Genomic DNA, 26,964 nt, shown 5'->3' with positions numbered 1-26,964 from the left:
GAGGGCTACATCATGGCTACGACCGCCGTCGACATGCGGGGATCGCTCGACACCGGCCACCGCCGCGTCATCCTGGCTTCCAGCCTGGGCACCGTGTTCGAGTGGTACGACTTCTACCTCTACGGTTCGCTCGCCGCGCTCATCGGCAAGCACTTTTTCAGCGGTCTCAACGAAACCAGCCAATTCATCTTTGCGCTGCTGGCCTTTGCGGCTGGCTTCGCGGTGCGTCCGTTCGGCGCGATCGTGTTCGGTCGCCTGGGCGACATGATCGGTCGCAAGTACACCTTCCTCATCACCATCGTCATCATGGGTTTGTCGACGTTCCTGGTCGGCGTGCTGCCCAATTACTCAGCGATCGGCGTCGCCGCACCGGTGATCCTCATCACGCTGCGACTGTTGCAGGGCCTGGCGCTCGGCGGCGAATACGGCGGCGCGGCGACCTACGTGGCCGAGCATGCACCGCAAGGCAAGCGTGGCCTGTACACCAGTTTCATCCAGATCACCGCAACGTTTGGTCTGTTCCTCTCGCTGCTCGTCATCCTCGGCCTGCGCCTGTGGCTGGGCACCGAGAAGTTCGACGACTGGGGCTGGCGCGTTCCGTTCGGCATCTCGCTGTTGCTGTTGATCGTGTCGGTGTACATCCGCATGCAGCTGAGCGAGTCGCCGGTGTTCCAGCAGATGAAGGCCGAGGGCAAACAGTCCAAGGCGCCGCTGACGGAAGCGTTCGGTCAGTGGAAAAACCTCAAGCTGGTCATTCTTGCGCTGCTTGGTGCAACGGCCGGCCAAGCCGTGGTGTGGTACACGGGCCAGTTCTACGCGCTGTACTTCCTTACCCAGAGCCTGAAGATCGACGGCACCACGGCCAACCTGCTGATCGCTGCGGGCCTGGCCATCGGCACGCCGTTCTTCGTGTTTTTCGGATGGCTATCGGATCGCATTGGTCGCAAGACCATCGTGCTCGCCGGTTGTCTGCTCGCCGCGCTCACCTACTTCCCGATCTTCAAAGGGCTGACGCATTTCGGTAACCCAGCCATCGAAGCGGCGGCCGCCACGTCGCCGGTGAAAGTGGTTGCTGATCCCAACGGCTGCAGCTTCCAGTTCGATCCGGTGGGCAAGGCTAAATTCACCAGCTCGTGCGACGTGGCCAAGAGCGCGCTGGCGAAAAAGGGCATTCCGTACTCCAACGTCGCTGCCGAGCCCGGCAGCATTGCCGAGGTAAAGATCGGTGATCGCACCATCTCCTCGTTCGAAGGAACGTCTCTCGACAGCAAGGCGTTTGCCGATCAGAACAAGGCGTTCGGCGCGCAATTGACCGGTGCGCTGAAGGAGGCGGGCTATCCGGAGAAGGCCGATCCGGCGAAGAGCAACTACCCGATGCTGATCGTGCTGCTGGCGATCCTCGTGTTCTACGTGACCATGGTCTATGGCCCGATTGCGGCGTGGCTGGTGGAGATGTTCCCCACCCGCATCCGCTACACCTCGATGAGTTTGCCTTACCACATCGGCAATGGCTGGTTCGGCGGCTTCGTGCCGACCATCGGCTTCATGCTGGTCGCCTGGAAGGGCGATATCTACTACGGCCTGTGGTATCCGATCATCGTGGCGATCGCCACGTTCTTCATCGGCTTGCTGTTCCTGCGCGAGACCAAGGACGTGGATATCCGTAGCTGAGTCCCGCCCGTATCAACCAAAAGGCGCGACGGGTAACCGCCGCGCCTTTTCTTTTGCACGGATCAGACGCTGCGTATCACGCCAACAATGGCCAGCAACACCACGGCGCCGATCAAGGCATGCAGGATGCTGTTGACGATCGGACTCACCACGGCAAAGTGCACGCCAAGCCGCGGCAGCAGCCATCCGGCAAAGAACGCGCCGATGATGCCGACCACGATGTTGCCGAGCAGGCCAAAACCGAAGCCGCGCACGATCAGTCCGGCCAGCCAGCCGGCAATGGCGCCGATCAACAGGAAGATGAGCAGGCCTTCGACGGTCATCGCGTACTCCTTGCCCTCAAGCGGTGCGCAAAGTATCCACAGCATCGCGTCGCCCAGGCGTGACGCAAGATCTTCCCTTCAGCAGCGAGTCGGCGACGTCGCCGAAACGTGCATGCGAAGGCCGTCACGGGTCAGGGTAACGTATCGCCCTACTATGATTGCCTCGACCTACGGCAGGTGGAGGAAGCCGCATGCCTGACATCGAACGCGCCAAAGCATCCCGGCGGCCGGCCATCCGCCGCCGTTGGCGCCGACTGCTCGGCTGGACTGCCTTGGTACTCGACCACCTCAAGCCCGTGCGCGTTTCGCTGCTGGTGTTGGCGGTGGCGGTGATGGTGGCGACCAGCGTCGATCAGGCTGCCGAACTCTTCCTCATCGCGCTTTGGACGGATCCCAGCGTAGCGCGGTATCTCGCCCTGCTGCTCTGCAGTGCGCTGGCCGGGCTGGCGATGTGGCATGCAGCACGCCAGGCATATCGTCTGCGCTATCCGCGTTGGCCCGCGCTGCAGGACGAACGTGCCGCTTTCCTTCGGGATTGGTTGCCGCGGCTGCTGGGTGCATGCGTGCCCTTGCTGGTATGCCTCGGCTATGTGCTCGCGCTGGTCAAACTGCCGCATGGACCGTGCGGCATCACCGAGCATTGCGCGCAGCGGAGCTGGCGGGCGCTGGGATTGTTGGCCGAGGCAGCCTTCCTCATCGTGTTCTTCGCCACGCGCCGTCGGCTGTGGAGCGCATTGACCCGGCGCATGCCGCGATTGGCTACGCCGCATGCGCGCCCACGCGACGAAAGACGTGTCTGGCGCGTGCGCGATCTCGGCACCTTTGCCGTGGTCATGTATGTCGTGGTGGTAACGCTCAATGTGCTGGCCACGGTGCTGATCGCGTTGATGCCCGAATTGCTCGACGGCATGGGACCATTGGCCATCCTGCTGCTGTCCGCCACTTTCCTTTGCTACAGCGGCGGCCTGCTGTGCATGATCGGCGACCGGCGCGGCGTGCCCCTGCTGAGCATCCTGTTGCTGCTCAGCGCATCGCTGCATTGGCTGCATCTGAACGACAACCACCAGGTGCGGCAGTATCCGGGCATGAGCACGCATGAGCGTCCCGCCATGCAGCCGCCGGATTCGCGGCCGAACTTTGATGTCTACGCCGATGCTTGGATCAAGGATCGCTGCGCCGGCCATGATCCATGCCCGGTCATCCTGGTATCCGCCGAAGGTGGCGGCATTCGCGGCGCGGCGTGGACTGCGCAAGTACTGAGCCGCCTTACGGCGATCACGCAACAGGGCCAGCCAGTCACCAACGAGCCCCTGTTCGCGCGCTATCTCTTTGCAGCGAGCGGTGTCTCCGGTGGCAGTCTTGGTCTGGCCGTTTATGTAAGCGCGCTGGCGCAACCGCATCCGCTGGATACCTCAGCGCTTGAACCGCGTTCACAGCGCATGTTGAGCCACGATTTTCTCGCGCCGACTCTGGCCAACACATTTTTTGTCGACTTCACCCAACGTTGGTTGCCTGGCGCGTGGCTGGATGATCGCGCGCGTGCGCTGACGCGTGCCTGGGAATCGGCTGCCCGCAAGCAAGGCATGCCCGCCTTTGAGAGACCGTTTTCGGCACTCTACGAAGGGCCCGAGATTACCCCGTCGTTGCCGGCGCTGTTCCTAAACAGCACCACGGTGGCCGAAGGAAAACGCTTCATCCAGCATCCTTTCCAGCCGATGGCCACGCCCCAACGCCAGCCGTGGACGGCGGGCTTCGATGGTTCGAGCTGGCTCGACCCACGCGTGCCGCTGAGCGAGGTCGTGCTCAATAGCGCGCGCTTCACTTATGTGAGCCCCGCTGGCACGCTGGAAGCGCATCTGGCAAATCCGCCGGTGCCCAACCGCATGCAACTGGTGGACGGCGGCTACTTCGAAAACTCGGGCACCACTACCCTGCTCGAACTGATGCGCCTGCTTCGCAGCAAAGCCAAGCAGCACGGCGTCGCGATGCGCTTCATCGTGATCCATATCAGCAACGATCCGCTGATGAGCGATTTCATCGAGCAGCACGACGCCAGTCAGCCGATGCCGTTTTATTCCGCTGCGTGCAAGGCGGTACCGGGCTCCATGCCTGGGCATGTCCGTGGCGAAGCGACTGCCCCGCTCGACGCCTTGCTCGATACCCGCAGCGCACGCGGCGACTACGCCCGCGTGCAGTTGTTGAACGCGTTGCGGCCCGATGCCGCCGCTCCATCGCGTGGCGACATGCTGTGGCACTTCCGCCTGTGCCCGGGCAACTATCCCATCCCCATGGGCTGGACCATCTCCTCACCGGTGTTCACCGAGATGTCCGACCAACTGAGCCGCTACCCGCTGGATACCATGGGCGAGGCACTGCGAACCCAACTGGCGCCCTTGTAGGAGCGCACCTGTGCGCGACCGCAGACCCCAGAGATGTCGCGCCACCTGAGACCAAGCAGGTGCAAACTGACCGCATGGCCGAATCCTTCCTCCCTCCCCAAGCGCTCAAGGGCCGAGGCGCCGCCTCCAATCCGGAAGGCCGCTTCGAGTCGATCCGCCACCACGCCGAGGACGACGGCTGGCAAAGCCTGATGCTCGACGAGCAGGTGCCGCGGCCGCGTACCGAGGTCACCGAAGAACGCGCGCGCAGCGTCATCACGCGCAACGATTCGCCGGACATCCATTTCAACCAGGCCTTGAATCCGTATCGCGGCTGCGAGCATGGCTGCATCTATTGCTTTGCCCGCCCTTCGCACAGCTATCTCAATCTCTCGCCCGGTCTCGACTTCGAAACCAAGCTGCGCGCCAAGAGCAATCTCGCCGAGGTGCTTCGCCATGAGCTGGCGCGGCCGTCCTATACGGTGAGCCCGATCAATATCGGCAGCAATACCGATCCGTATCAGCCCATCGAGCGCCGCTGGAAACTCACGCGCGCGGCGTTGGAGGTACTCGCCGAGTGCCGGCATCCGTGCACCATCGTCACCAAGAATGCGATGGTCGAGCGAGACATCGACATTCTCGCGCCGATGGCGCGCGAGAACCTGGTGCAGGTGTTCGTGTCGATCAACTCGCTGGACAACCATCTCGCCGCCAAACTCGAACCGCGCGCGAGTGCGCCGCACCGGCGCATCCAGGCCGTGCGCACGCTGCGCGATGCGGGCATCCCGGTAGGCGTGCTGGTGGCGCCGATCATTCCAGCGCTCAACGATCGCGATATGGAAGCGGTGCTGGAGCAGGCCGCCGATGCGGGTGCCGCTTGTGCCGGCTACACCACGCTGCGCCTGCCTTATGAATTGAAAGCGCTGTTCCGCGAATGGCTGGCGCTGCACGTGCCGCAGCGTGCAGCGCATGTGATGAGCCTGGTGCAACAGATGCATGGTGGCCGCGACTACGACAGCGACTTCACCACGCGCATGCGCGGGCAGGGCGTGTTTGCCGATCTGATCCGCCGCCGCTTCGACGTGGCATGCCGCAAGCACAACTTCGGCCGCGCCCGCGAGCTGCAGCTGGACACGACGAAGTTCGTGCCGCCGCGCAAGCCATCGCCTCAGGGTCAGTTGTTCTGACCCGTAGCCGTTCGTTGAGCGCTCGCGCTACATTGAGTTGGCAAGAAATGGGTGGGGCCGTTGTGCAAGGCCACGCCATCCGCGCAGCGCCAGCCATGCGAGCAGCGCAAGCAGCGCGCCCCATGCACCCAGGAACCAGGCAACGTAGCTATGGACTTGGTCGCCGGAGCTCAGCAAAGGAACCATGATGCTGACCGAGAACAGCACATAGCCAAACAAGCACAGGCCGATGCTGGGCCACCGCCCCAACGGACGCCCACCCAGCACTGACACCACGAAGGCGGTGACGAAGGCCATCGCGCCGCACAGCGTAAGCATCAGCGCGCAGGTACCGATCGCACTCGCGTGCAGCAACGTCGCCAACACCAGCGCCAGCACCATCAGTCCACCCAGGGCGGCCAGCGGTGGCAGCAGCGAGGCGCACAACAGACGACGCTTCACGTGCGCGGCATCGCCCAGACCCGGCATCAGTGCAAGCAGGGGCAGCTCGGCGTTCTGCTTCATCCAGCGCTGCACCAGCTGGGCGATCGGCAGCAGCGCGAGCATGGTTCCGCCGAAGCCGACGCCCCACATCAACATGCCAACCAGGCCGCTATGGACGAAGCTCTCGCTGAAGTGGCCCGGATGACGCTGAGCCGCCTGCACGCCAAGCTGTAGGACAAAGAACAGCGACGCTCCGAGCACGATGCTCAGCTGCATGGCGCGCCCACCCGCAGTGAGCGGAGCGAACACGCCGCCGAGGCCGATGCGCAGACTGATGACGGGGTGTGCCGGGCCGCTCTGGCGCAATTCCACGCGCGGCTGCAGCCATGCCGGATTGCGACGGATAAGCGTACTGGCATCCACGCCGGCGCCGCCCCAGCTGCCCCAGCCGCCACGCGAGGCCGCGCCGAACTGCATCATCATCGGCGCGCCCATGCCGCCGTATGGCTGGTCGGAGCGCGCGACACGTCGCCAGCACCCCAGCGCGATCAAGGCGAAGACCAGGGCAAGAGAACCGCCCAATGACGGAAATCCCGGCTCGGCGGGCCGCGGCAGATGAAACACCGGCTGCAGCATGTTGAACGCAGCCGGCAGCAACCAGATGAAGAAACTCAGGACGCGCGGCAGCAGTGCCATGGCAAGTCCTGCCGTCACCGCAGCGGCCAGCGCAGCCATCACGTTCAAGGTGTAGCCGCCCAGACTGCCGATCACTACGCCGGGTACGATCACCAGCAATGCACCGTATAGCAGCACCGCACCGGATGCTTCACGTTCCACGCGGGGCAAGCGCATCTTCCTGCCGTCGATGGCCAGCAGCAGACAGGGCGACAGCCCAAACAGGGTCAGCATGAACACGCCCGTCGCCACCAGCATGCCGGTGACCGGCGCCCAATAAGCGCGCTCCGCGCCGTGCAAGCCGAACAAGGCAAACGCGCTGGCGCCGGCCGCGAGCAGCACGCTGATCACCAGCACGATCCATCGCGTCGTCTTGCGCATGGCATACCACGGTGCGATCAACATGCCTTGGATAGTCATCCCGCGATCTCCACGAAGAGATCTTCGAGACCGAGGGCATCGATGCGCGCACCCGGCAACGACGAGGCCTCGGGCCAGCGACCGTGCGCATCGCGCTCCACCACCAGGCTCACGCTGCCATCTTCATGACGATGACGCCCAAATACCTGGGGCGGCGCAGCGGCAGACATCGCGGCGGGCAGCCACAGTCGCGCGAAGCGTTCCTTGGTTTCGTCCACGCCACAATGGAGCAGCAGCTTGCCTTCATGCAGAAAGGCGATATCCGAGGCGACGCGTTCCAGGTCCGACACGATATGCGTGGAAAACAGCACCGTCGTGCCGGCTTCGCCTGCACGCAAGGCAATCTCACGCAGCAAGTCGCGGCGCGCCACGGGATCGAGTGCGGCGGCCGGTTCATCCAGCACCAGCAACTCGGGGCGGGAAGCGAGTGCGCGGATCAGGTCGACACGCTGGCGCTCGCCCGGGGACAGTTTGCCCAGCAGTTTGTTCGGCGAAATCAGCCAGCGCTCCAGGGTGCTTTTCGCATAGGCCGCATCCCAGGTGGGATAGAAGCGGCCCACGTAGTCGAGCATCTGGCGCGCGCTCAGCCACGCCAGGGCGTCCGGCTGCTGTGGCACATAGGCGATACGCGCCTTGCTGCGATCGGACAGTCTGAGCGCTGCTTCACCAAACACGGTGCATTCGCCGGCATGCGGCTGCAGCAAGCCCAGCATGGCGCGGATCAGCGTGGACTTGCCGGCGCCATTGCGCCCGATCAGGCCCAGTACGCTGCCGGGTTCAATCGCCAGGTCAACGCTGGACAACACCTGACCATCCTCGTAACCATGCGAGAGACCGCGCACGGCCAACGGTGCGGCATCGTTGTCGTTGATGGATCGCAGTACGGCATTCATCGGACTACCCTCACGTCAGACGCTTGTTGAACCGTGCGGCGCAGAGCCGCCGGTGATGCGAAGGGCGCAACGCCCCTCCTTGCCCATCTCATTCGTCCAGCAGCTTGCCCAGCCGGCGCAGTACGGCGTCGCCCGGTAATTCCAGCTCGCGCGCATGGCGCGCCAATGCCTGCAGTTGCGCCTCCAGCAGTGCCATGCGCTGCGCCTGCGTGGCGGTGCTGCGCGTGGTGGCGGCGACCGCCATGCCCTTGCCGCGCAGACGCTCCAGCAGACCTTCCGTCTCGGCCATGCCGTAAGCGCGCGATACCGTCATCGGGTTGATGGCGTGAAATCCTGCGACATCGCGCACGGACGGCAGCAGTTCACCGGTCACCAGCTGGCCGCCGGCGATCAGCCGACGCAGCTGCTCCACGATCTGCCGGTAGATCGGCTCGGCCGAGGTGGGTTGTATGGCGAACATCGAGGCATCCATGTGTATTAATACAACAATACACTTGGATCGAATTCAATAGGCCGGATGGCAGGGGCACAAAAAAGCCGCCGATGCGGACATCGGCGGCTCAGGCTATCGGCGCTGCGGCGGGACTCAGTTCGACGCCGGCAGATACTTTTCGAACCACAGCAGGGCACGCTGCAGCACGTCGCGCTGATGCTCCGGATCCACAAAGTGATGGCCTTCGTTCGGATACACCACCAGCGAGGTCGGCACGCCCTGCGCGCGCAATGCATGCCAGTACTCGAACGACTGCGGCGCCGGACACTCGGCATCGCGATCACCCACCACGATCAGCGTGGGAGACTTGGTCTGCTTTATGAAGTTGATGGCGGAGCTCTTGGCGTACACCTGTGGATCGTCGTACACCGACGCGCCGAAGAACGGGATCATCCACTGGTCGATCAGGTTCTGGCCGTAATAGCTCTGCCAGTTTGAGATGCCCGCGCCCGCCACGACCGCGCGAAAGCGCGTCGTCTGAGTGGGGATGAACATGCTCATGAAGCCGCCATAGCTCCAGCCGGTCAGGCCCAGGCGCTTGTCGTCGACGGGCAGTTTCTTTTCGATGGTGTCGATGCCGGCAAGGATGTCGCGCAGATCGCCGTGGCCAAAGTCTTTGCGATTGGCCTGCACGTACGCCTCGCCCTGGCCGAAGCTGCCGCGCGGATTGGGCATGAAGACGAAGTAGCCCAGCGCCGAGAACGGCTCGCCCGCAAAACCCATGCGCGGCCAGCGCGGGATCACCGCGCTCGACGGACCGCCGTGCACCGTGACGATCATCGGGTACGACTTCTTCGCATCGTAATTGGCGGGATACAGCAGCCAGCCCTGCACGTGGCGGCCTTCGCTATCCCATTCCACCGATTCGGCCTTGCCCCATTGCGGCTTGAGCGCGGCATTGAACTGGGTGACGGCAGGCGGCGGAGTATCGCCCAAGGCGCCGGCATGCACCTCGGGCGCCTCGGTGTACGAGCTCTGCACGAAGGCGAGCTTGCTGCGATTGGCGGAGAGCGACAGCGCCATCTCCGCACTGCCGTCGCCGATCGTGGCCGGCAGCGCGAAGAGCACGCGTGTTTGCGCGGCCTTGGCCGCATCGATGGCGTACTCGGCCACCTGGCTCTGGCCATTGCTGACCTGGGCGACGAGCAACTGCTGCGCGCCAGACCAGGCAAACCAGGCGGGCGTCACGCGCGTATTCGGCGTGAGATTGACTGCGTCGCCGCCGCTGGCAGAGACCGCGTAGAGATCGCCGCCGGTGGAACCCTGGTCGCTCATCAGGCCGCCGATGAAGACGATGCGCTGAGCATCGGGCGACCACTGCGGCAAGGCGATCTGCAGGCCGTGCAGCGAGCCCTTCGTCGTGGCCGGATCGAGGATCGCCTTAGCCTTCGCATCGACCTGGGCGTTCTGCACATACAGTTTGGCCACCCACCAGTTGTTGTCGCCCGGCGGCGGCGCACCGGTGAACACGATGCGCTGGCTGTCCGGCGACCACGCAAATTCATACGCGTAGGTACTTTCCGGTGTGAGCAGGCGCACGTTGCCGCCGGCGGCATCCACCGTCGCCACGCGCTGCACTTCCATACCATCCACACCGATCTCGCCCGAGGCCGGCTTGGCCGCGTAAACCGCGCTCGCGCGGCGCGTACCGTTGGGGACGTAGAGGAAACCCAGCGACTTGCCGTCCGGCGCCCAGGTCAGATCCTGTGCCACACCGGGCAGCGAGGCCATGTGTTTGGGCGACTCCTTGGCCTGCATATCGACCACCAGCAGATCTTTCTGCTTGCCGCCGTTGGCGCAGTTGGAAAGAAAGGCCAGATGGTGCGAATCGGGCGCCCAGGCCGGATCCGTCTCATTGCAGTCGCCACGCTTGGCGATGCCCACGCGATGCGCGTCGCTGCCGTCGGCGTTGGCCACTTCGATGGCGTCCTTGCCGTCAGTGCGCACGACCCAGGCGAGCTGGTTGCCGTCCGGTGACAGCTGTACGGCGCTGATGGCGCGCGTCTTGCCGAGGTCGGTCAGCAATTGTTCGATGCGCGGATCGGTGCGGGTCGCCGCATGGAGTCCGGGAACAAAGGCCGCCACCAGCAGGGGTAGCAGCAGACGGGCAGGGTGTTGCATGGCGGGCGCCTGGATCGGGACGGGGATACGACACGCTAGCAGGCCAAGCCGCGCGTCGCCAAGTCGCTCAGCGCTGCGCGGAGAATGGCGGCAGCGCGCCCTGGGCCTCGAAATAGTGCTTGGCGATCTGCCGCCGCACGACTTGTTCAAAGGCGGTCGTTGGCTGCGTCGGCTCGCCTTGGCACAGGCCGGTGAGATTGCGCACGATCTGCACCGGCGTGATCAGCAGGCCCCACGGGAAACCCCACCAGCCCAGCCCCAGGCAGTAAAGCGTGCTCAGCAGCTGGTCGCGTCGGCCGCAGCGGCGACAGCACACACTGCGCCGTGTGCTCCATTGCGTCATCAGCACCAGCGAATGCACGCGGTGGTGTTCGTAGACGTCGATCGCAGCATCCTGTCGTTTGCAGCGTGGGCAGCGCGATTGGCGCCACTCGCTCACCTGGCGCTGCAGGATGTCCAGCGGCACCTGGTCGGCGGCAAGTTGCAGCGGATGGGAACGGGCGCAGGCAGCGCTGCAATAGCGCCGGTCATCGAGTCGCCGGCCACCGAACAGGATCGACTTGCCGCACTGGCTGCACGCGCTCATGGAACCCCCTGGCTATCCCCGCGCGCAAACTAGCGTGCAGCCGTCCCGTGGGCCAATCGTCCGGATGGCCGTCTGGACAGCCGAGCGAGAAGCTGCTGTGGGCTAGTGCGATACAGGCGTTGCCACGACGTTGGCAGCCTGCTGGCGCGCCACCTGGATCGCGGCAATCTTCGCCTTGATCGCAGGCATGGCCGCCAGCGCGGCGCGCTCGCCTTCCATGATGGCCTGGTCCTTCTGCTCGAAGTCGGCGGCGCCGATCTGATTCACCTTGGGTCGGATCACGATGTCCGCGCGCGCCAGTTCCTGCTCGCCCAGCTTCTGGCCCATGATGCTGATGGACTGGCCGACGATGTTGATCATGCCCTGCGGGTTGCTGCCGCTGGCCTTGCTCGAAATATCCACCGCGATCACCACGTCGGCGCCCAGCTGACGCGCGGCATCCACCGGCACCGGACTCACCACGCCACCGTCCACGTAATGCTTGCCGCTGATGTCCACCGGCTCGAACACGCCGGGCACACTGCTGGAGGCACGCACGGCCTGGCCGGTATTGCCACGTACGAACACCGTGCGCTGACCGGTTTCCAGTTGCGTCGCCACCACGGCGAACGGGACGTTGAGCTTGTCCAGCGGTCGGTTCTTCACCTGGGCGTTCACATAGTCCTGCAGCTTCTGCCCTTGCACTACGCCACCGGAAAACAGGCGCACGTCGCGCAAGCTGGCCTGGTCAAGAGCAATGGCGGTCTCCTGCAACTGGAACGGATCCATGCCGCTCGCATAAAGCGCGCCGACCACGCTGCCTGCGCTGGTGCCGGCCACCACATCGGGGCGAATGCCGTTGGCCTCCAGCATCTTGATCACGCCGATATGCGCAAAGCCCTTGGCTGCGCCGCCGCCCAAGGCCAGGCCGATGCGCAGCTTCACCACCGGGGGCGGGGCAATGGGCGCGGGCGGCGGGGTGGGCTTGGTGCCGCCGAAGCAGGCGCACAGCACCAGGCTGGCAAGCACGGGCAGGACGGGGCGAAACAAGCGGGTGGACGTCATGTCGATGGGCGCAGGCGGCTCGAAAAGGATGGGGCGGCCTACTGATCCTTCAGCAGGCCGGTCACTGGCGAGCGAGTGTACGACCGCCAGAGGGCGCCACGATGGCCGATTGCGGCGCGCGTTGTGCAGCGGTCAGCAAACGGCTCGTCATCCCGGCGCAGGCCAGGATGACGAGCGTGAGGTTGGCGACGTTTAGCCCGCCGCGTCGGCCTCGACGTGGTAATGCGTGGCCACGTCCACTTCCTTCTTCGAACCGAGGAACACCGGCACGCGCTGGTGCAGGCCCGTGGGCTGCAACGCCATGATGCGTTCGCGTCCGGTGGTGGCGGCGCCGCCGGCCTGCTCGACGATGAAGGCCATCGGGTTGGCTTCGTACATCAGGCGCAGCTTGCCGCCCTTGGACTTGATCTTGGCGTCCAGCGGATAGAAGAACACGCCGCCGCGGGTGATGATGCGGTGCACGTCGGCCACCATCGAGGCAACCCAGCGCATGTTGAAATCCTTGCCGCGCGGACCCTCGGTGCCGGCCAGCAGCTCGCCGATGTAGCGCTGCATCGGCGCTTCCCAATGGCGCTGGTTGGACATGTTGATGGCGAACTCGGCGGTTTCTTCCGGGATGCGGATGTTGCGGCGGCTCAGGATGAAGCTGCCCACTTCGCGATCAAGCGTGAACTCGTGCGTGCCGTGGCCAAAGGTGATCACCAGCACCGTGGCCGGGCCGTACACCACGTAACCGGCGGCCAGCTGGGTGGTGCCTTCCTGCAGGAAGTGCTCAGCCTTGGGCTCAGTGATGCCATCGGGGCAACGCAGCACCGAGAAGATGGTGCCGACGGAAATGTTCACGTCGATATTGGAGCTGCCATCGAGGGGATCGAACAGCAGCAGGTGATGGCCCTTCGGATACATGTCGGGGATCGGCTGCGGATCTTCCATTTCTTCCGAGGCGCATGCGGCGAGCTGACCGCCCCACGCATTGGCTTCGAGCAGGATCTCGTTGGAGATCACATCAAGCTTCTTCTGCGCCTCACCCTGGATGTTGCCGGTGCCTGCCTCGCCCAGCACGCCGCCCAGGGCGCCCTTGTTGGTCGCCACCGCGATGCGCTTGCAGGCACGGGCGACCACTTCGATCAGCAGGGACAGCTCGGCGTTCATGCGGCCGGCGCGGCGTTCCTCGATCAGGAACTGGATGAGCGAAATGGACTTCATGGCGAACCCGCAAGCAAAGGGACGCCTATTGTCCCGGTTGATGCCGATACTTGTCAGCTCAAAGTATGACCAGTGGGTTCATCTATCCGTCCTGAAAACCTTTTCGGACAAGCCACCGCCACGAGCACCGGGCCCCCTCTTCTGTGGGAGCGCACCCTGTGCGCGACAGGCGCCCGAGCGCCTAGCGAAGACCGGTTCTCGGTAGGCCCTCGGGCGCCTGTCGCGCACAGGGTGCGCTCCCACAAGTTTAGTGGGTGCAGAGGGGCGCCCTGCTGACAACACGTTGGCAGCAGGGGGTAGCCACACTGGCCTCCGTCATAAGGAGGGACTCTCATGCGCGATACGGTGTATTTCCTGGCATTCGACGGTTTTGCGGACTGGCATGCGGCGCATGCGCTCTGCGAGATCCGCCGGCCGGGCGACTGGCAGTTGAAGACGGTGGGCTTTTCCATGCAGCCAGTGCTTTCCATGGCCGGACTGCGTGTGGTGCCCGAGCTCACCCTGGATGAGCTGGACCTGCGGCGTGCGGCGCTGTTGATCGTCCCGGGCGGCTACCTGTGGGAACACGGCGACGGCGATGAAGCGGTGCAGGCCGTGGGCCGCTTCCACGCTGCCGGTGTGCCGGTGGCGGCCGTCGATAGCGGCGTGCTGGTGCTGGCCCGGGCCGGGCTGTTGGATGCCTGCCGTCATACCGGCAGCTGGCCCGGCCACATCGGCACGCATGTGCCTGCTTACGCCGGAACCGAGCAGTACGACGCCCACGCGCTCGCCGTGAGCGACGCCGGCGTCATCACCGCCAGCCAGCTGGGCAGCGTGGAATTTGCCCGCGAAGTGATCCGCACGCTCGACCTCTACAACCCGAGCGATCGCGAACATTGGTACCGCATGTTCAAGCACGCCCTGCCGCCGCCCTGGTGCGCGGGCGACGCCGCCACCGCCGTGGCGGCCTAAACGAACGCGACGAGGAGAATGTCATGGCACTGTCGATCGGAAAGATCCTGATGGCATATCGGCCCTTGTACCTGCGTGGGCTATTGATGGATGGCCAATACCGCTTTCCGGCAACCACACCGGAACCGGCGGCAGGCAAGAAAGAGGAGGTCAGCAAGCAAGTCGCCGCCGAGCGCGTATCGCTGACGCCGCGCCGGCTGCGGGGAGCGCGCGCATGACCCGCACCTATCACGGCAGTTGTCACTGCGGCGCCGTTCGCTACGAAGCGGACCTGGATCTGTCCGCGGGCACCGGACGCTGCAACTGCTCCATCTGTCGCAAGCTGCGCTTCTGGAGCGCGAGGGCCGATCTCAAGACATTTCGCGTGGTGAGCGGTGAAGACGCGCTGGTCGATTACCGCTTCGGCACCGACAGCACACACAACCTGTTCTGTCGCCATTGCGGCACGCATTCGTTCCATCGCGGCTATGTGGAACAAATCGGCGGCGAGTTCGTGGCGGTCAACGTGGTCTGCCTGGACGACGTGAGCGACGAGGAATGGGCGGCCGCCCCCGTCCGCTATTCCGACGGGCGCGACAACAACTGGTGGAACGCGCCCGCCATCACCAGCTATCTCTGAACATCACACCAAGCGCTCTCGCAGCGAGGACCGTGTCATGACCACTTCACGCGTCACCTTCTACCACGCACCCCACAGCCGCTCCGGCGGCGCCCGCGCTCTGTTGGAAGAACTGGGCGTCGACTACGACATGCACGTGCTCAATCTGCGCAAGAACGAACAGCGTGAAACGCCGTACACCGCGGTCAATCCCATGGGCAAGGTGCCGGCCATCTGGCATCGCGGCGAATTGGTCACCGAACAACCGGCCGTCTATCTGTATCTCGCCGATCTGTATGCGGATAAGGGCTTGGCACCTGGACTGGACGATCCGCTGCGTGGGCCGTATCTGCGTTGGATGGTGTTCTACGGCTCGTGCTTCGAACCGGCAGCGGTGGATCGCGCTTTGAAGCGCGATGCGGTGCCGCCGTCCACCTGTCCCTACGGCGACTGGGACACCATGTTCGACACGCTGGTGGCGCAGCTGGAACGTGGCCCCTACATGCTGGGCGAACGCTTCAGCGCGCTCGACGTGCTGTGGGGCTGCGCATTGAACTGGATGACGATGTTCAAGTTGGTACCGGAACTGCCGGTGATCAGCGCCTATGTAGCCCGCGTGATGTCTCGGCCGGCCATGCAGCGTGCCGCCGAGCTGGATGCCGCGTTGGCGGAAGCGCAGGCGGCGTGAAAGCGTATGGCCGGCCAATTGCCGCTGAGATCACGTCCAGGGGGCGGTGACGTGAGCGGCAGGTCAATCCATGACTCCCGGCGCTGTTCTCGGGCGCGTCGCTCCGCCATCATCCACGGATGCGTCGCGCCGACCGGTTGTTCCTCATCATCCACGCTTTGCGGGGTCGCCGGACCGCGCTGCAGGCGCGTCAGCTCGCGGGCACACTCGGCGTATCGTTACGCACCGTGTACCGCGATGTGGCCGATCTGCAGCTCTCGGGTGTACCCATCGAGGGAGAAGCCGGCGTCGGTTACGTGCTGCGCAAAGGTTCGGACATCCCGCCGCTGATGTTCACCGCCGACGAACTCGAATCGCTGGTGGTCGGCACGCGCTTCGTGCGTGCCTTCGCCGGGCAGAAGCTAGCGGAGAGCGCGCAGGCCGCGCTGCTGAAGATCGAAGCTGTTCTCCCCGCGGAGTTGCGCGAACGCTCCACGCGTACACGCATCTATGCACCGATCTGGCGTGACCAGACCAAGACCGATTTCGCTGCGCTGATCGACCGGCTCAACGCCGCGATTACTGATAACCAGGTCCTGCGGCTGGAGTACAGCGACGAAGCTGGCCGCACCAGCACGCGCGAGGTCGAGCCGTTGTGCCTGGCGTTCTGGGGTGGTGCGTGGACCTTGGGCAGTTGGTGTCGATTGCGTGTGGGCTTTCGCAATTTCCGGCCGGACCGCATCCACGGCTGTTCGATCACGGGTGAGCGCTTCGAGAGTGTCGATGGGCGGAATTTGGACGCCTATTTGCAGGCGATGCGCGGGTACTACGAGGGGATGGAGGGCTGAGGCCTTTTTCGGGGACCCTGGGAGGCTAAGAGCCACACCAGGAGCCGAAACCGGTTGCACCGACACGGCGCGTACACGTGGCGGAGCGGCTGTCTGTGGGAGCGCACCCTGTGCGCGACCGCCACGCCTGGGTGTACCGCTCCGTAGGCTCGTCGCGCACAGGGTGCGCTCCCACAGACAATCGCTCCGCCACGCCAAACAACCATGGCCCCGTCTCCGGCAACGAAGCCTGCCGCCGATCGGCTACCCTCCTCGTATCCACGCCGGAGCGCGCCATGCCAACGACACCGACACCCGTCGTCGCCAAAGCGCCAACGACCTGGCATGTCGATCTGATCGCCGGTCTCTCCATCGCGGCCCTGCTGATACCCGAAGCCGTCGCCTATTCAGGGATCGCCAACCTGCCGCCGCAGGCGGGCGTCATCGCCTTGTTCGTGGGACTGGCCACGTATGGCCTGCTCGGTCGCAGTCGCTACGCCATCGTGTCGGCCACCTCATCGTCAGCTGCCGTGTTGGCGGCGGGAACGATGGCGTTGTCGGGTGGTGACAGCATTTCGCGGCTGGCGCTGGCGGGGACGCTCGTGGTGTTGGCGGGAGGCTGCTTTCTGGTGGCTGGCGCAGCGCGGTTGGGTGGGCTGTCGCATCTGATCGCGCGCCCCGTATTGCGCGGTTACACCTTCGGGCTTGCCTGTGTCATCGCCCTCAAGCAGCTGCCGCACCTGATGGGCGTGGCGAGCGTGCATGGTGATTTCATGCCGCTGCTGATCGTGCAATTGACGAGGATGCTGCCGCAGATGAACGGCGCGGCGCTGAGTGCGGGACTGGTCGCGTTGCTGCTGCTGTTCGCCTGCGAGCGCGTCCAGCGGTTGCCAGGCAGCCTTGTCGCCATCGCACTGGGTGTGATGGCGTCGGGCTGGTTGGCGGCGCATGGCGTGGCGTTGACGGGGCCGATCCAGCTGGCGGCCGATCTGGGTTGGCCTACATGGCCGCGCAGCGACCAGTGGCTGCCCAGTGTGGAGCTGGCAGCGGCGCTGCTGCTGATTCTCTATGCGGAGTCCTATAGCTCCATTCGCGGCTTTGCGCTGAAGCACGGCGACACGGTCAATCCCAACCGCGACCTGTTGGTGCTTGGCGTCGCCAATGTCATCTCCGGTGCGCTGCACGGCATGCCGGTGGGCGCAGGTTATTCCGGTACGTCGGCCAACGAGGCAGCCGGCGCGCAATCGCGCCTCGCCGGCCTGATCGGTGCCGCCAGCGTGCTCGTGCTGGTGTTGTTGGCCTTGCGCTGGATCGAGCGCATCCCCCAGCCAGTGCTCGCCGCCATCGTGATCCACGCGGTGAGCAAGTCGCTGCGGGTGTCGGTGTTCGCGCCATATTTCCGCTGGCAACGCGACCGGCTGGTGCTGCTGGCCGCGGTGGTGGCGGTGCTGTCGCTGGGCATCCTCAATGGCTTGCTGTTCGCCATCGCCTTCAGTCTGGTGATGCTGCTGCGCCAGCTTGCCACGCCTCGGCTGGGCGTACTGGGTCGACTGGCCGACGGCCACGACTTCGTGGACATGGCGCAGCATCCGTCGGCGCTGCAGGTGCCGGGCATGCTGATCGTGCGGCCGGAGGAACCGCTGTTCTTCGCCAACGCCGAGGCCATGCTGGCCCAGGCCCGTGAACGCGTTAGAGCCGGACAGGGCTTGCACCGCGTGGTGCTCAGCCTGGAGGAAAGCCCCGACCTGGACGGTACCTCGCTCGAATCCCTGGCCGATTTCGCCACCTGGCTGGCGGGTCGAGGCATTGAGCTGCGCGTGGCACGATTGAAGGGCGATGCACGGGATGCCTTGTCCCGGATCGCGCTACCCCAGCTTCCGCCACAGGCGCTGGATGACTGGAGCGTGGAGGATGCCGTGTCGGCATCGCCGCTCACGACCTCTTTGGCAAAGGGAAACCCGCAGTGAAGAAAGCTCTACGCACCACCTGGCTGGCCGCGGCCACCACGCTCGCACTGGCCGCACCGGCATGGGCCGATACCAGCGCCGACGCGCGCTTCAAGCAGATCTACGAGCAGGAATGGGCGTGGCGCAATGGCCAGTCCGGTATCGCCAGCTCGGGCGAAGCGCAGCCCAACGGCTCGCGCCTGGACAACGTCGATGCGGCCAACCAGCAGAAGCGCCAGGACTACTGGCAGAAGGTGTCCAACGATCTCGATGGCATCGACGTCAAACAGCTGTCGCCGGAAGACCAGGTGAACTACGCCGTATATCGGGCGCAGATCCAGAACCTGCTCGCCTCGCAGAAGTTCAAGCAGTGGCAGATGCCGTTCAACAGTGACTCGGCGTTCTGGAGCGATCTGGGCTATGTGCTCGAAGGCGACCGTCTGCGCACCACGCAGGACTATCAGCACTACATCGATCGCCTCAACCAGGTCCCTGCGTACTTCCAGCAGCAGATCGACAATATGCGCGACGGCCTGGCACGTGGCTTCACCGTGCCGCGCGAAGTGCTCAAGGGCCGCGATGCCTCCATCAGCTCGGTATCGGAGTTGAAGGACCCGACCCAGAGCAGCTTCTACAAGCCGTTTGAGAAGATGCCCTCGACCGTGCCGGCCGCTGACGCGATCAAGCTGCGCGAGGCCGCCAAGAAAGCAATCAGCAGCAAGGTGATCCCCGCCTACGCGAACCTGCTCAGCTTCTATCGCAACGACTACGTGCCCAAGGCGCGCACCACGCTTGCCGCCGAAGCCATGCCCGACGGCAAGGCGTTCTATCGCCAGCAGATCATCGAATACACCACGCTCGACCTGGATCCGGACACCATCCACAAGATCGGCCAGGAGCAGGTGGACAAGATCCACGCCGAGATGGTCAAGACCATGCAGGAGACGGGCTTCAAGGGAAGCTTCGACGATTTCCTGCATTTCCTGCGCACCGATCCGCAGTTCTACGCCAAGACGCCCGACGAACTGCTGATGCGCACCGCGTGGGTGGCCAAGCAGGTGGACGCGCAGCTCGGCAAGGAGTTCGGCCGTTTGCCGCGCCAGCGCTTCGCCATCGTGCCGGTGCCGGCCGATATCGCGCCGTACTACACCTCCGGCCGTGGCGGTGCCAGTACGTATCTCGTGAACACCTACGACCTGCCGTCGCGTCCGCTGTACAACATGCCGGCGCTGACGCTGCATGAATCGGCACCTGGCCATTCCTTGCAGCTTGCGCTGGCATCGGAACAGCGCGGCCAGCCCGACTTCCGTCGCGAGGGTTATATCTCTGCGTACGGCGAAGGTTGGGGCCTGTACTCGGAGTACCTGGGCAACGAGATGGGCATCTATAAAACGCCCTACGATCGCTTCGGTTACCTCACCTACCAGATGTGGCGCGCCTGCCGCCTGGTGGTCGACACCGGCATTCATCACCTGGGCTGGACGCGGCAGCAGGCGATCGATTTCATGACGCAGAACACCGCGTTGTCCGATCGCGAGATCGCCAACGAAGTGGATCGCTACATCAGCTGGCCGGGCCAGGCGCTGTCCTATGAGCTCGGCTACCTGAAGATCCTGGAGCTGCGCCAGAAGGCCGAGCAGGCGCTGGGTTCGAAGTTCGACATCCGCCACTTCCACGACACCGTGCTGCAGATCGGCTCGGTGCCGCTGCCGGTGCTTGAGCAGCGCATCGATCGTTTCATCGCCGACGGCGGCCCGGAGCCGGATTTCGGCTGCGATTGCGCGAAGGACAAGGACGCGAAGAAGTAAGCCGCCCACCACGACCCCGGCTTGGCTGGGGTCGTGGCATGGCCGGGAAGCTCAGGGTTTTGCCGGCACGCTCTTGCCGGTTTCCGCATAGCGCTGCAGTCGCTGCAGCTGCTCCATCAGCATGCCGTTGGCGACCGGCGCGATCTTGTCCAGCCCGCTGGCGCTGGAACCGTTGATGCGATATTCGAGTGCCAGCGCCGTGCCTTCCGGCGCGGGCTTGAGCGTGAAGGTCAGCACGCCTTGCACGGCCATGGCTTGAAACGGACCCAGCGCCGCATCCATGCGCAGCAAATGGCCTGGTGCCGCCCAGATCACCCGTCCGTGCTGCACGCTCTGGTCGTTCCAGCGCTCGCAGAAACAGCCGCCGGCCTCGGCCTTGAGGCTCAGGTGCGAGGCGTCGCCGGAGTAGGTGTGCTCGCTGTTCCACCATTTGGCCACGTCGATCAGCGCGGCATAGAGCTTCTCGGGCGGCGCGTGGATCGTGCGGGCGTCCTGGATCAACAGGTGATCGGGCGTGGCTTCCCTCACCTCGGCGTGGGCGGCGAGGGCAGAAAACGACAGCAGCGTGGCGGCGGCAATGGCTTGAATGCGCATGGGTTTCCCTCTGATCGATGCCACGTGGGCGTCACCGGGCGGGCCGAGTATGCGGCCGCCCGCGCACGCGCTGTACTGGCCGAACGGAAGATGACTGGCCCACTGGCGAAAAATGCATCAGTGGAGTAAATTGGCTCCTAACTTCACTGGGAGAGTTGAACCATGGCGGCTCATCTCCAGCCTGAAACCCATCCCATCGCCGATCTCGGCGGCCCCGCCTTGCGCGCTTTCTTCAATATCGCCGAGCGCTGGAACCTGCGCATTGCCGACCAGCGCCGCCTGCTGGGCGATCCGCCGGAATCCACTTTCTACAAGTGGAAGCGGCTGCAGAGCGGCACCCTGGGGCGCGACACGCTCGAGCGCATCAGCTACCTCCTAGGCATCTTCAAGGACCTGCAGATCCTGTTTCCCGATGCGGACCAGGCGGACGGCTGGGTCCATCGCGCCAACCGCTCCAGCTTGTTCGGCGGCCAATCGGCACTGGAACGCATGCGCTCGGGCAACGTCGCCGACCTCTATGTGGTGCGCCAGTACCTTGACGCCCAACGCGGCTGACCCCCGACACCTGTTGTAGGAGCGCACCTTGTGCGCGACCGCGGCGTCGCGGTCTTCCTCAGACACCTACCCCAGACAAAACCCTGCGCGTTACGTCGCAACCCCCGATACGCCCTCAGGCCATACTTCTCCCCTCTGGCAGACCGCGCGAGAGCTTCACGTCATGGCCGACATTCCACCGCTCAAACGCGTCCGCTGGGGTCACGCTTACCGCATCGTGCCCAGCCGCTTTCCGCCCATCGGCGTGTTCGACCGTATTGCTGACCCTGGCGATCTCGAAGCGCTGTACGCGATCGAGGCGATGACCAATCCGCGTCTGCGCAATGATATCGGCGACCTGCATCTGGTCCCGCCGGATCGACGCATCAGTGGTCCCGGCAGCACGCCGGTGATGGCGGCGTTTACCCATCTCAATCCCGAAGGCAGCCGTTTTTCGGATGGCAGCTGGGGTGTGTTCTACGCCGCGCACAGCGTGGCCACGGCGGTGGAAGAAACGGTCTATCACCGCGAGCTGTTTCTTGCGGCAACCGCCGAACCGCCCTGCGATATCGAGATGCGCTGCTATAGCACCAGCATCCAGGCCAAGCTGCACGACCTGCGTGGCGGCTGGAAGCCCGAGCACGATCCGGACAACTACGCCGCGGGCGTCGCGCTGGCGCGCAAGCTGCGCGAGCAGGGTTCCGACGGGCTGGTCTACGACAGCGTGCGGCATGCCGGCGGCGAATGCGTGGCCGTGTTCTATCCCGATCGCGTGGCGCCCTGCGTGCAGGCGCAGCACCTGATGTATCGCTGGGACGGCAAACGCATCGGCCAGGTGCTCACCGTGGATGAATGGAAGCGCGGCTGAGTACCCGCTGGAAAAACAGGGCCCTTCTTGCGAAGGGCCCGCGCGGCTTCCTTGCCGACTGGTCTCCCCTTAGAAGCGGTAGCCGACGCTGGCGCCGAACACCACCGGATCGATCTTGGCGGTGCCTACCTTGGTGTTGTTGACCTTCACGTCGCTCTCGATATCAGCCCAGCGCACGTCCACGGTGGCCAGCCACTTGTCCGAAATCTTCAGGTCGAAGCCCGCGCGCACGGCGCCGCCCCAGCTATTGGCGATGCTCACGCTGTTGCCGTAGAGCGCGCCGGTGGCATGGGTGCCGAAGAAGTTGGTGTAGTTGACGCCCACGCCAAGGAACGGCGACCAGGCCGCATCGGGCATGAAGTGATAGTTGACGCCAAAGGTCGGCGGCAATTGCTTGGTGCGCGCCACCGTGCCCAGGCCAGCGAGCTTGACGTCATGCAGGAACGGCCACGCACCCAGCGCGTCCACGCCCCAGTTCGGGGTGAACATGTATTCGAGATCGATGGTCGGGCGCGTACTGCTGCTCACGTTCGCGCGTGCGCCGGCGAGGGTGCCGTTGTTGTCCTTGGGGGCGACCACGGCGCCGCCGACGCGCAGCACCCACGAGTCGGTGCCTTCGGCGTGGGCCTTGGGAGCGGCGAGCGTGCCAAGAGCGGCGGCGATGACGAGGGGAAGCAGGACTTTCATGGCGTTGTTCCATCTTGTTTTCGTTGGGGACAACGTCATGGTCGTTAGGAAGTCGTTGCTCGCTGTTGATCCAGGTCCTGTGTTCGTAGGGCATTCGGACGCAGGCGCGCGCAAGAAAAAGGCCCGCACGTGGCGGGCCTTCCTTTGATCATCGATGTGCCGACGATCAGGTGTCGGCGTTGGTCGCCCATCCTTCGCGGTTGCCGCGCGTGAACACGCGGTCGCCCTCGAGCACGTCGCCGGCCGCGTGCGCCGGCTGCTCGCGCAGGCTGGCGTAGATCGGCGTGAAATCCGGACGCGTCGCCTCGAACAGCTGTTCAAAGCTGTCGATGACGAAATACGTCTGCTGGAACGTGTCGATGCGGTAACGCGTGCTCATCACGCGCTCCAGGCCAAAGCCGATGCGGTTGGGCGAGGCCGAATCCAGCGAGTAGATCGACTCGCCCTTGGAGCTCACGATGCCGGCGCCGTAGATGCGCATGCCGTCCTTGGTGTTGATCAGGCCGAACTCCACCGTGTACCAGTACAGGCGCGTGAGGTTCATCAACGCTTCGGGGCCGATCGCAAAGGCCTTCATGCCGCCGCGGCCGTAGGCCTGCATGTAGTCGGCGAACACCGGGTTGAGCAACAGCGGCACGTGGCCGAACAAGTCGTGGAACAGGTCAGGTTCGCTGAGGTAGTCGAGCTGGTCCGGCTTGCGGATCCACCAGCTGACCGGAAAGCGGCGATGCGCGAGATGGTCGAAGAACACTTCGTCCGGCAGCAGCCCTTCGACCGCGACGACTTCCCAGCCGGTCGCGGCGCCCAGCACCTTGTTGAGCTCGGAGAACTTGGGGATGCCACCGGCGCCCATGCCGAAACGTGCCACGCCATCCAGGAACTCCTGGCAGGCGCGGCCGGGCAGCAGATCGCTCTGGCGCTGGTAGAGCGTGTCCCACACCTCATGGTCGGTAGCCGAGTAATCCGCCCACGGCTGCTCCACCACGCCGGTGGCATACACCGGTACATAGCCGCGGTCAGTCTGCTGATGTTCGACGCGGCGGGGAGGGGTGTTCATGACGTGCTCCTGGCAACAAGGCCAACCTGCTTGGATAAGCCAGCATAGGGCGATTGCCGCGCACGATGATTGTTTTATTGCATTGATTCAGCTCAGTTAAGCAATAATCGTGTTCCCTCATACGTATCTATGGAGATTTATTGCCATGGCTACCCTGGACCGCACCGATCTGCGGATTTTGGCCGTCCTGCAGTCCGACGGCCGCATCACCAATGCCGAGTTGGCCGACAAGGTCAGCCTGTCCCCCTCGGCTTGTCTGCGCCGCCTCCAGCGCCTGGAAGCCGACGGCGTATTGACCGGCTACACCGCCCAGGTCGATCCCCAGGCCGTTGGGCTGGGCTTGCAGGCCTTTGTCCGCGTGCAGCTGAGCAAGCATGAGAGCGTCGTGGTCGAGCGCTTCGTGGAGCTGGTGAACGGCTGGCCGGAGGTGGTGTCCTGTTATGCGCTGACCGGCGACATGGACTACCTGTTGCATGTCTATGTGGCTGACCTGCAGGATTTTTCGCGCTTCCTGCTGGATCGCCTGCTGAACGCTTCAGGGGTGGCCGATGTCAATTCCAGCTTCGTGCTGCGGACCGTGAAGCGGTCCTCGGCGCTGCCCCTCTCGCAGCCGGAACATTGATGCTGCGACGCGGGGACGCAGGGGTCGACTAACGCTAAACTAACCGGACTGATGAATAGCCAATCCCTCTCCGCCCCAGCCCGCCGAGACGTCATTCGGCCCCTGCGCTACTTCTGGCGCGTGCCGCTGCTGCTGCTGCACATCGTATTAGGCGTGCTGTTGTGTGCCTTGGTGCTTACCTGGCGCCGTGACGTGGTGATGAAGGATGGCCGCGAGCCGTTTGCGCATCGCACCATCCGCTGGTGGTCGACGGCCTTGCTGCGCATCTTCGGCCTGCGCTCGGTGCGCGTTGGCCAGCCGCTGGCGGACCCGGTGCTGTTCGTCGCCAATCACACCTCATGGATCGACATCGAGCTGCTGCACAGCCAGCGCGCGGCCTGTTTTGTGGCCAAGGCGGAGATCGCCAACTGGCCGCTGGTCGGCTGGCTGGCGTCGGCGGGCGGCACCATTTTCCATCGCCGCGGCAGCAACCATTCGCTGGCGGCGGTGATGCAGGTGATGGTGGATCGGCTGCGCGGCGGGCGCTCGGTGGCGGTCTTCCCCGAAGGCGGCACCGGCCACAACGGCGTGTTGCGCGTCTTCCACGCACGTATTTTCCAGGCGGCGCTTGACGCCGAAGTGCCGGTGCAGCCGGTGGCGCTGCGTTTCGCGCGCGACGGTCGCCGTGTGCTCGATGCCGGTTTCCGCGAGCACGAGAACTTCATGCAGAACTTCCTGCGCCTGCTGGGCGAAGCCCCGCTCGACGCCGAAGTGCATTTCCTTGAACCCGTGCCGGCTGCGCCGGACGCGCGCCGCCGCATGGCGGAAACCTCGCGCGAGCGCATTGCGATGGCGCTGGAAGACAAGCCGGAAAACGAAAGACACGCATGACGCTTCCCCGGGGTAAGGATTTTCAGCCACCGTGGCCGCTACGCAGTGGCCACATCCAGACCATGCTGTCCTCCAGCGGCGTGCGGCGCCTGATGCTGCCCAAGGCGGCGCAGACCGTGTTGCAGGACTCCCAGCCGGTGGTGGTGGATGGCGGTGACGGCGTGCGCCTCACCGGTGCCTACACCATGCAGAAGACGCAAGCGGAATCACGCGGCCTCGCCGTGCTGTTCCATGGCTGGGAAGGCAGCGTCGACTCTACTTACGTACTGCAGACCGGCAGCCGCCTGCTGGCCGATGGCTGGGACGTGTTCCGCCTGAATTTCCGCGATCACGGCGACAGCCATCACCTCAACGAGGCGTTGTTCCATTCCTGCCGCATCGACGAAGTGGTGCATGCGCTGAGTGATATCGCGCAGCGCTTTCCGTCGCGGCCGATGGTGCTGGCGGGCTTTTCGCTCGGCGGCAACTTCGCGCTGCGCGCGGCCATGCATGCGCCCGCAGCTGGCCTGCCGTTGAGCTATGCGCTGGCGGTGTGCCCGATCATCGATCCGGGCGAAGGCCTGTTTTCGCTGGAAGGGCAGGCGCCGTGGTTCTACCAGGCGTACTTCATGCACAAGTGGCGGCGTTCGCTGCAGGCCAAGCAGGCAGCCTTCCCGCATGTGCAGTATTTCGAACTGGCCGAGCTCAAGCAGAGTCTGCGCGGACTGACCGCGTCGCTGGTTTCGCGGCACACCGATTTCGGTTCGCTCGAAGCCTATCTGGATGGCTATTCCGTCGCCGGTCGCGCACTGGAAGGCATGCACGTGCCGTGCACCATTCTTACCGCGCGCGACGATCCAGTGATCCCGGTGGCGGCATTCGAACGACTTGATCTGCCAGCCAATGTCGAGCTGGATATCTCTGACTACGGTGGCCATTGCGGCTATATCCGCGGCTGGGACATGACCAGCTTCACTGACGAGTACATCGCTGCACGTTTCAATGCCGTGGTGGCGCAACAGTAGAACTGCGCGGCCTTGTGGCTGTCACAACGGCATTCCATCATCCGCCTCACCACCGTTCTGCCTGGAGACTCGGCCATGCATGCCAAGGGCACGTTCGAAGTGAAGATCACGCCGCAGCCTCCGCAGGCGGGCGTGGACGATCCGGGCATCGGCCGCCTGATCATCGACAAGCACTTCCAGGGCGACCTGCAGGCCCATAGCAAGGGAACGATGCTCGCCGTCGGCACGCCGATCGACGGTTCGGCCGGCTATGTGGCGATGGAATGGGTCGAGGGCAGCCTGCAGGGGCGCCACGGCCGTTTCGCACTGCAACACAGCGGCAGCATGCATCGCGGGTCGCCGCAGCTGTCGGTAACCATCGTGCCCGATTCGGGCACTGACGAACTGGCGGGCATCGAAGGCGCGCTCACCATCACCGTTGCCAACGGCGTGCATTCCTACGACCTCGAATACAGCCTGACGTGAAACGTTTCCCCGTCGCCGCGATGGCGCTACGCTTCAACACTCCCGC

At 64.7% G+C, this 26,964-nt stretch carries 27 protein-coding genes; 16 read left to right on the top strand and 11 right to left on the bottom strand.

The features are described from left to right. The first annotated feature begins 12 nt into the window (after window positions 1–12). Window positions 13–1,671 (top strand): MFS transporter, encoded by a 1,659-nt coding sequence (locus tag AC1DMY_RS19600; RefSeq protein ID WP_477166535.1) that lies wholly within the window; start codon window positions 13–15, stop codon window positions 1,669–1,671. Window positions 1,672–1,733: 62 nt separating this feature from the next. Here the strand turns inward: AC1DMY_RS19600 and AC1DMY_RS19595 are convergent, their stop codons facing one another. Then, window positions 1,734–1,994: a GlsB/YeaQ/YmgE family stress response membrane protein gene (locus tag AC1DMY_RS19595; RefSeq protein ID WP_477166534.1), complete on the bottom strand. Its 261-nt coding sequence runs from the start codon at window positions 1,992–1,994 to the stop codon at window positions 1,734–1,736. Window positions 1,995–2,185: 191 nt separating this feature from the next. Between AC1DMY_RS19595 and AC1DMY_RS19590 the strand changes: the two genes are divergently transcribed. Both AC1DMY_RS19590 and AC1DMY_RS19585 read left to right on the top strand, forming a co-directional pair. Continuing rightward, complete coding sequence (locus AC1DMY_RS19590) at window positions 2,186–4,393, top strand: hypothetical protein (protein WP_477166533.1); 2,208 nt, start codon at window positions 2,186–2,188, stop codon at window positions 4,391–4,393. Between the two features lie 74 nt (window positions 4,394–4,467). After that, window positions 4,468–5,559, top strand: a complete 1,092-nt coding sequence (locus AC1DMY_RS19585; RefSeq protein WP_477166532.1) for a PA0069 family radical SAM protein — start codon at window positions 4,468–4,470, stop codon at window positions 5,557–5,559. Between the two features lie 27 nt (window positions 5,560–5,586). Here AC1DMY_RS19585 and AC1DMY_RS19580 read toward each other — a convergent pair whose 3' ends face one another. The 7 genes from AC1DMY_RS19580 to AC1DMY_RS19550 form a co-directional block, all read right to left on the bottom strand. Further along, the gene (locus AC1DMY_RS19580; protein ID WP_477166531.1) at window positions 5,587–7,077 is read right to left on the bottom strand and encodes a hypothetical protein; all 1,491 of its coding nucleotides are present in this window, start codon (window positions 7,075–7,077) and stop codon (window positions 5,587–5,589) included. Next, the gene (locus tag AC1DMY_RS19575; RefSeq protein ID WP_477166530.1) at window positions 7,074–7,970 is read right to left on the bottom strand and encodes an ABC transporter ATP-binding protein; all 897 of its coding nucleotides are present in this window, start codon (window positions 7,968–7,970) and stop codon (window positions 7,074–7,076) included. Before AC1DMY_RS19575 ends, AC1DMY_RS19580 begins: the two co-directional genes overlap by 4 nt. 88 nt (window positions 7,971–8,058) lie before the next feature. Next, on the bottom strand, window positions 8,059–8,442 hold the full coding sequence (locus AC1DMY_RS19570; protein ID WP_477166529.1) for a GntR family transcriptional regulator: 384 nt from the start codon (window positions 8,440–8,442) through the stop codon (window positions 8,059–8,061). 114 nt (window positions 8,443–8,556) lie between these two features. Continuing rightward, window positions 8,557–10,584: a S9 family peptidase gene (locus AC1DMY_RS19565; RefSeq protein WP_477166528.1), complete on the bottom strand. Its 2,028-nt coding sequence runs from the start codon at window positions 10,582–10,584 to the stop codon at window positions 8,557–8,559. A gap of 67 nt (window positions 10,585–10,651) precedes the next feature. Further along, window positions 10,652–11,170 carry a hypothetical protein gene (locus AC1DMY_RS19560; protein WP_477166527.1) on the bottom strand — a complete coding sequence of 173 codons (519 nt, stop codon included), beginning with the start codon at window positions 11,168–11,170 and terminating at the stop codon, window positions 10,652–10,654. A 102-nt stretch (window positions 11,171–11,272) separates the two neighbouring features. Continuing rightward, entirely contained in the window at window positions 11,273–12,214 is a 942-nt protein-coding gene (locus tag AC1DMY_RS19555) for a patatin-like phospholipase family protein (protein ID WP_477166526.1), read from the bottom strand. Window positions 12,215–12,406: 192 nt separating this feature from the next. Continuing rightward, window positions 12,407–13,420, bottom strand: coding sequence for a class 1 fructose-bisphosphatase (locus AC1DMY_RS19550; protein WP_477166525.1), 1,014 nt, complete (start codon window positions 13,418–13,420; stop codon window positions 12,407–12,409). 333 nt (window positions 13,421–13,753) lie between these two features. On the opposite strand from AC1DMY_RS19550, the gene AC1DMY_RS19545 reads away from it, so the two are divergent. The 7 genes from AC1DMY_RS19545 (at window position 13,754) to AC1DMY_RS19515 (ending at window position 20,217) form a co-directional block, all read left to right on the top strand. Then, a complete protein-coding gene (locus tag AC1DMY_RS19545) occupies window positions 13,754–14,371 on the top strand; it encodes a DJ-1/PfpI family protein (protein WP_477166524.1) in 618 nt (205 codons plus the stop codon). Window positions 14,372–14,394: 23 nt separating this feature from the next. Beyond that, the gene (locus AC1DMY_RS19540; RefSeq protein ID WP_477166523.1) at window positions 14,395–14,589 is read left to right on the top strand and encodes a hypothetical protein; all 195 of its coding nucleotides are present in this window, start codon (window positions 14,395–14,397) and stop codon (window positions 14,587–14,589) included. Continuing rightward, on the top strand, window positions 14,586–14,990 hold the full coding sequence (locus AC1DMY_RS19535; protein ID WP_441601793.1) for a GFA family protein: 405 nt from the start codon (window positions 14,586–14,588) through the stop codon (window positions 14,988–14,990). Before AC1DMY_RS19540 ends, AC1DMY_RS19535 begins: the two co-directional genes overlap by 4 nt. A 37-nt stretch (window positions 14,991–15,027) precedes the next feature. Then, window positions 15,028–15,657, top strand: a complete 630-nt coding sequence (locus AC1DMY_RS19530) for a glutathione S-transferase family protein (protein ID WP_477166522.1) — start codon at window positions 15,028–15,030, stop codon at window positions 15,655–15,657. A gap of 119 nt (window positions 15,658–15,776) precedes the next feature. Then, window positions 15,777–16,484 (top strand): helix-turn-helix transcriptional regulator, encoded by a 708-nt coding sequence (locus AC1DMY_RS19525; RefSeq protein WP_477166521.1) that lies wholly within the window; start codon window positions 15,777–15,779, stop codon window positions 16,482–16,484. 275 nt (window positions 16,485–16,759) lie between these two features. Continuing rightward, the gene (locus tag AC1DMY_RS19520; RefSeq protein ID WP_477166520.1) at window positions 16,760–18,430 is read left to right on the top strand and encodes a SulP family inorganic anion transporter; all 1,671 of its coding nucleotides are present in this window, start codon (window positions 16,760–16,762) and stop codon (window positions 18,428–18,430) included. Beyond that, window positions 18,427–20,217: a DUF885 domain-containing protein gene (locus tag AC1DMY_RS19515; RefSeq protein ID WP_477166519.1), complete on the top strand. Its 1,791-nt coding sequence runs from the start codon at window positions 18,427–18,429 to the stop codon at window positions 20,215–20,217. Before AC1DMY_RS19520 ends, AC1DMY_RS19515 begins: the two co-directional genes overlap by 4 nt. A 51-nt stretch (window positions 20,218–20,268) precedes the next feature. Here AC1DMY_RS19515 and AC1DMY_RS19510 read toward each other — a convergent pair whose 3' ends face one another. After that, entirely contained in the window at window positions 20,269–20,811 is a 543-nt protein-coding gene (locus AC1DMY_RS19510; protein WP_477166518.1) for an SRPBCC family protein, read from the bottom strand. Window positions 20,812–20,973: 162 nt separating this feature from the next. On the opposite strand from AC1DMY_RS19510, the gene AC1DMY_RS19505 reads away from it, so the two are divergent. Both AC1DMY_RS19505 and AC1DMY_RS19500 read left to right on the top strand, forming a co-directional pair. Further along, on the top strand, window positions 20,974–21,366 hold the full coding sequence (locus AC1DMY_RS19505; protein ID WP_477166517.1) for an MbcA/ParS/Xre antitoxin family protein: 393 nt from the start codon (window positions 20,974–20,976) through the stop codon (window positions 21,364–21,366). Between the two features lie 163 nt (window positions 21,367–21,529). Beyond that, window positions 21,530–22,213, top strand: coding sequence for an RES family NAD+ phosphorylase (locus AC1DMY_RS19500; protein WP_441601786.1), 684 nt, complete (start codon window positions 21,530–21,532; stop codon window positions 22,211–22,213). 69 nt (window positions 22,214–22,282) lie between these two features. Here AC1DMY_RS19500 and AC1DMY_RS19495 read toward each other — a convergent pair whose 3' ends face one another. Together AC1DMY_RS19495 and phhA are read right to left on the bottom strand one after the other, a co-directional pair. Beyond that, a complete protein-coding gene (locus AC1DMY_RS19495) occupies window positions 22,283–22,900 on the bottom strand; it encodes an OmpW/AlkL family protein (protein ID WP_477166516.1) in 618 nt (205 codons plus the stop codon). Between the two features lie 166 nt (window positions 22,901–23,066). After that, window positions 23,067–23,957, bottom strand: a complete 891-nt coding sequence (phhA, locus tag AC1DMY_RS19490) for a phenylalanine 4-monooxygenase (RefSeq protein ID WP_477166515.1) — start codon at window positions 23,955–23,957, stop codon at window positions 23,067–23,069. Between the two features lie 145 nt (window positions 23,958–24,102). On the opposite strand from phhA, the gene AC1DMY_RS19485 reads away from it, so the two are divergent. The 4 genes from AC1DMY_RS19485 (at window position 24,103) to AC1DMY_RS19470 (ending at window position 26,918) form a co-directional block, all read left to right on the top strand. Next, window positions 24,103–24,579 (top strand): Lrp/AsnC family transcriptional regulator, encoded by a 477-nt coding sequence (locus tag AC1DMY_RS19485; RefSeq protein ID WP_477166514.1) that lies wholly within the window; start codon window positions 24,103–24,105, stop codon window positions 24,577–24,579. 51 nt (window positions 24,580–24,630) lie between these two features. Next, on the top strand, window positions 24,631–25,449 hold the full coding sequence (locus AC1DMY_RS19480; protein ID WP_477166513.1) for a lysophospholipid acyltransferase family protein: 819 nt from the start codon (window positions 24,631–24,633) through the stop codon (window positions 25,447–25,449). Beyond that, window positions 25,446–26,453, top strand: coding sequence for a YheT family hydrolase (locus AC1DMY_RS19475; RefSeq protein ID WP_477166512.1), 1,008 nt, complete (start codon window positions 25,446–25,448; stop codon window positions 26,451–26,453). Before AC1DMY_RS19480 ends, AC1DMY_RS19475 begins: the two co-directional genes overlap by 4 nt. A 75-nt stretch (window positions 26,454–26,528) precedes the next feature. Next, entirely contained in the window at window positions 26,529–26,918 is a 390-nt protein-coding gene (locus AC1DMY_RS19470; RefSeq protein WP_477166511.1) for a DUF3224 domain-containing protein, read from the top strand. The last annotated feature ends 46 nt before the right edge of the window (window positions 26,919–26,964 follow it).

The organism is Dyella sp. 01L423, from assembly GCF_056399945.1.
This window is presented reverse-complemented; position numbering and strand designations above follow the sequence as displayed.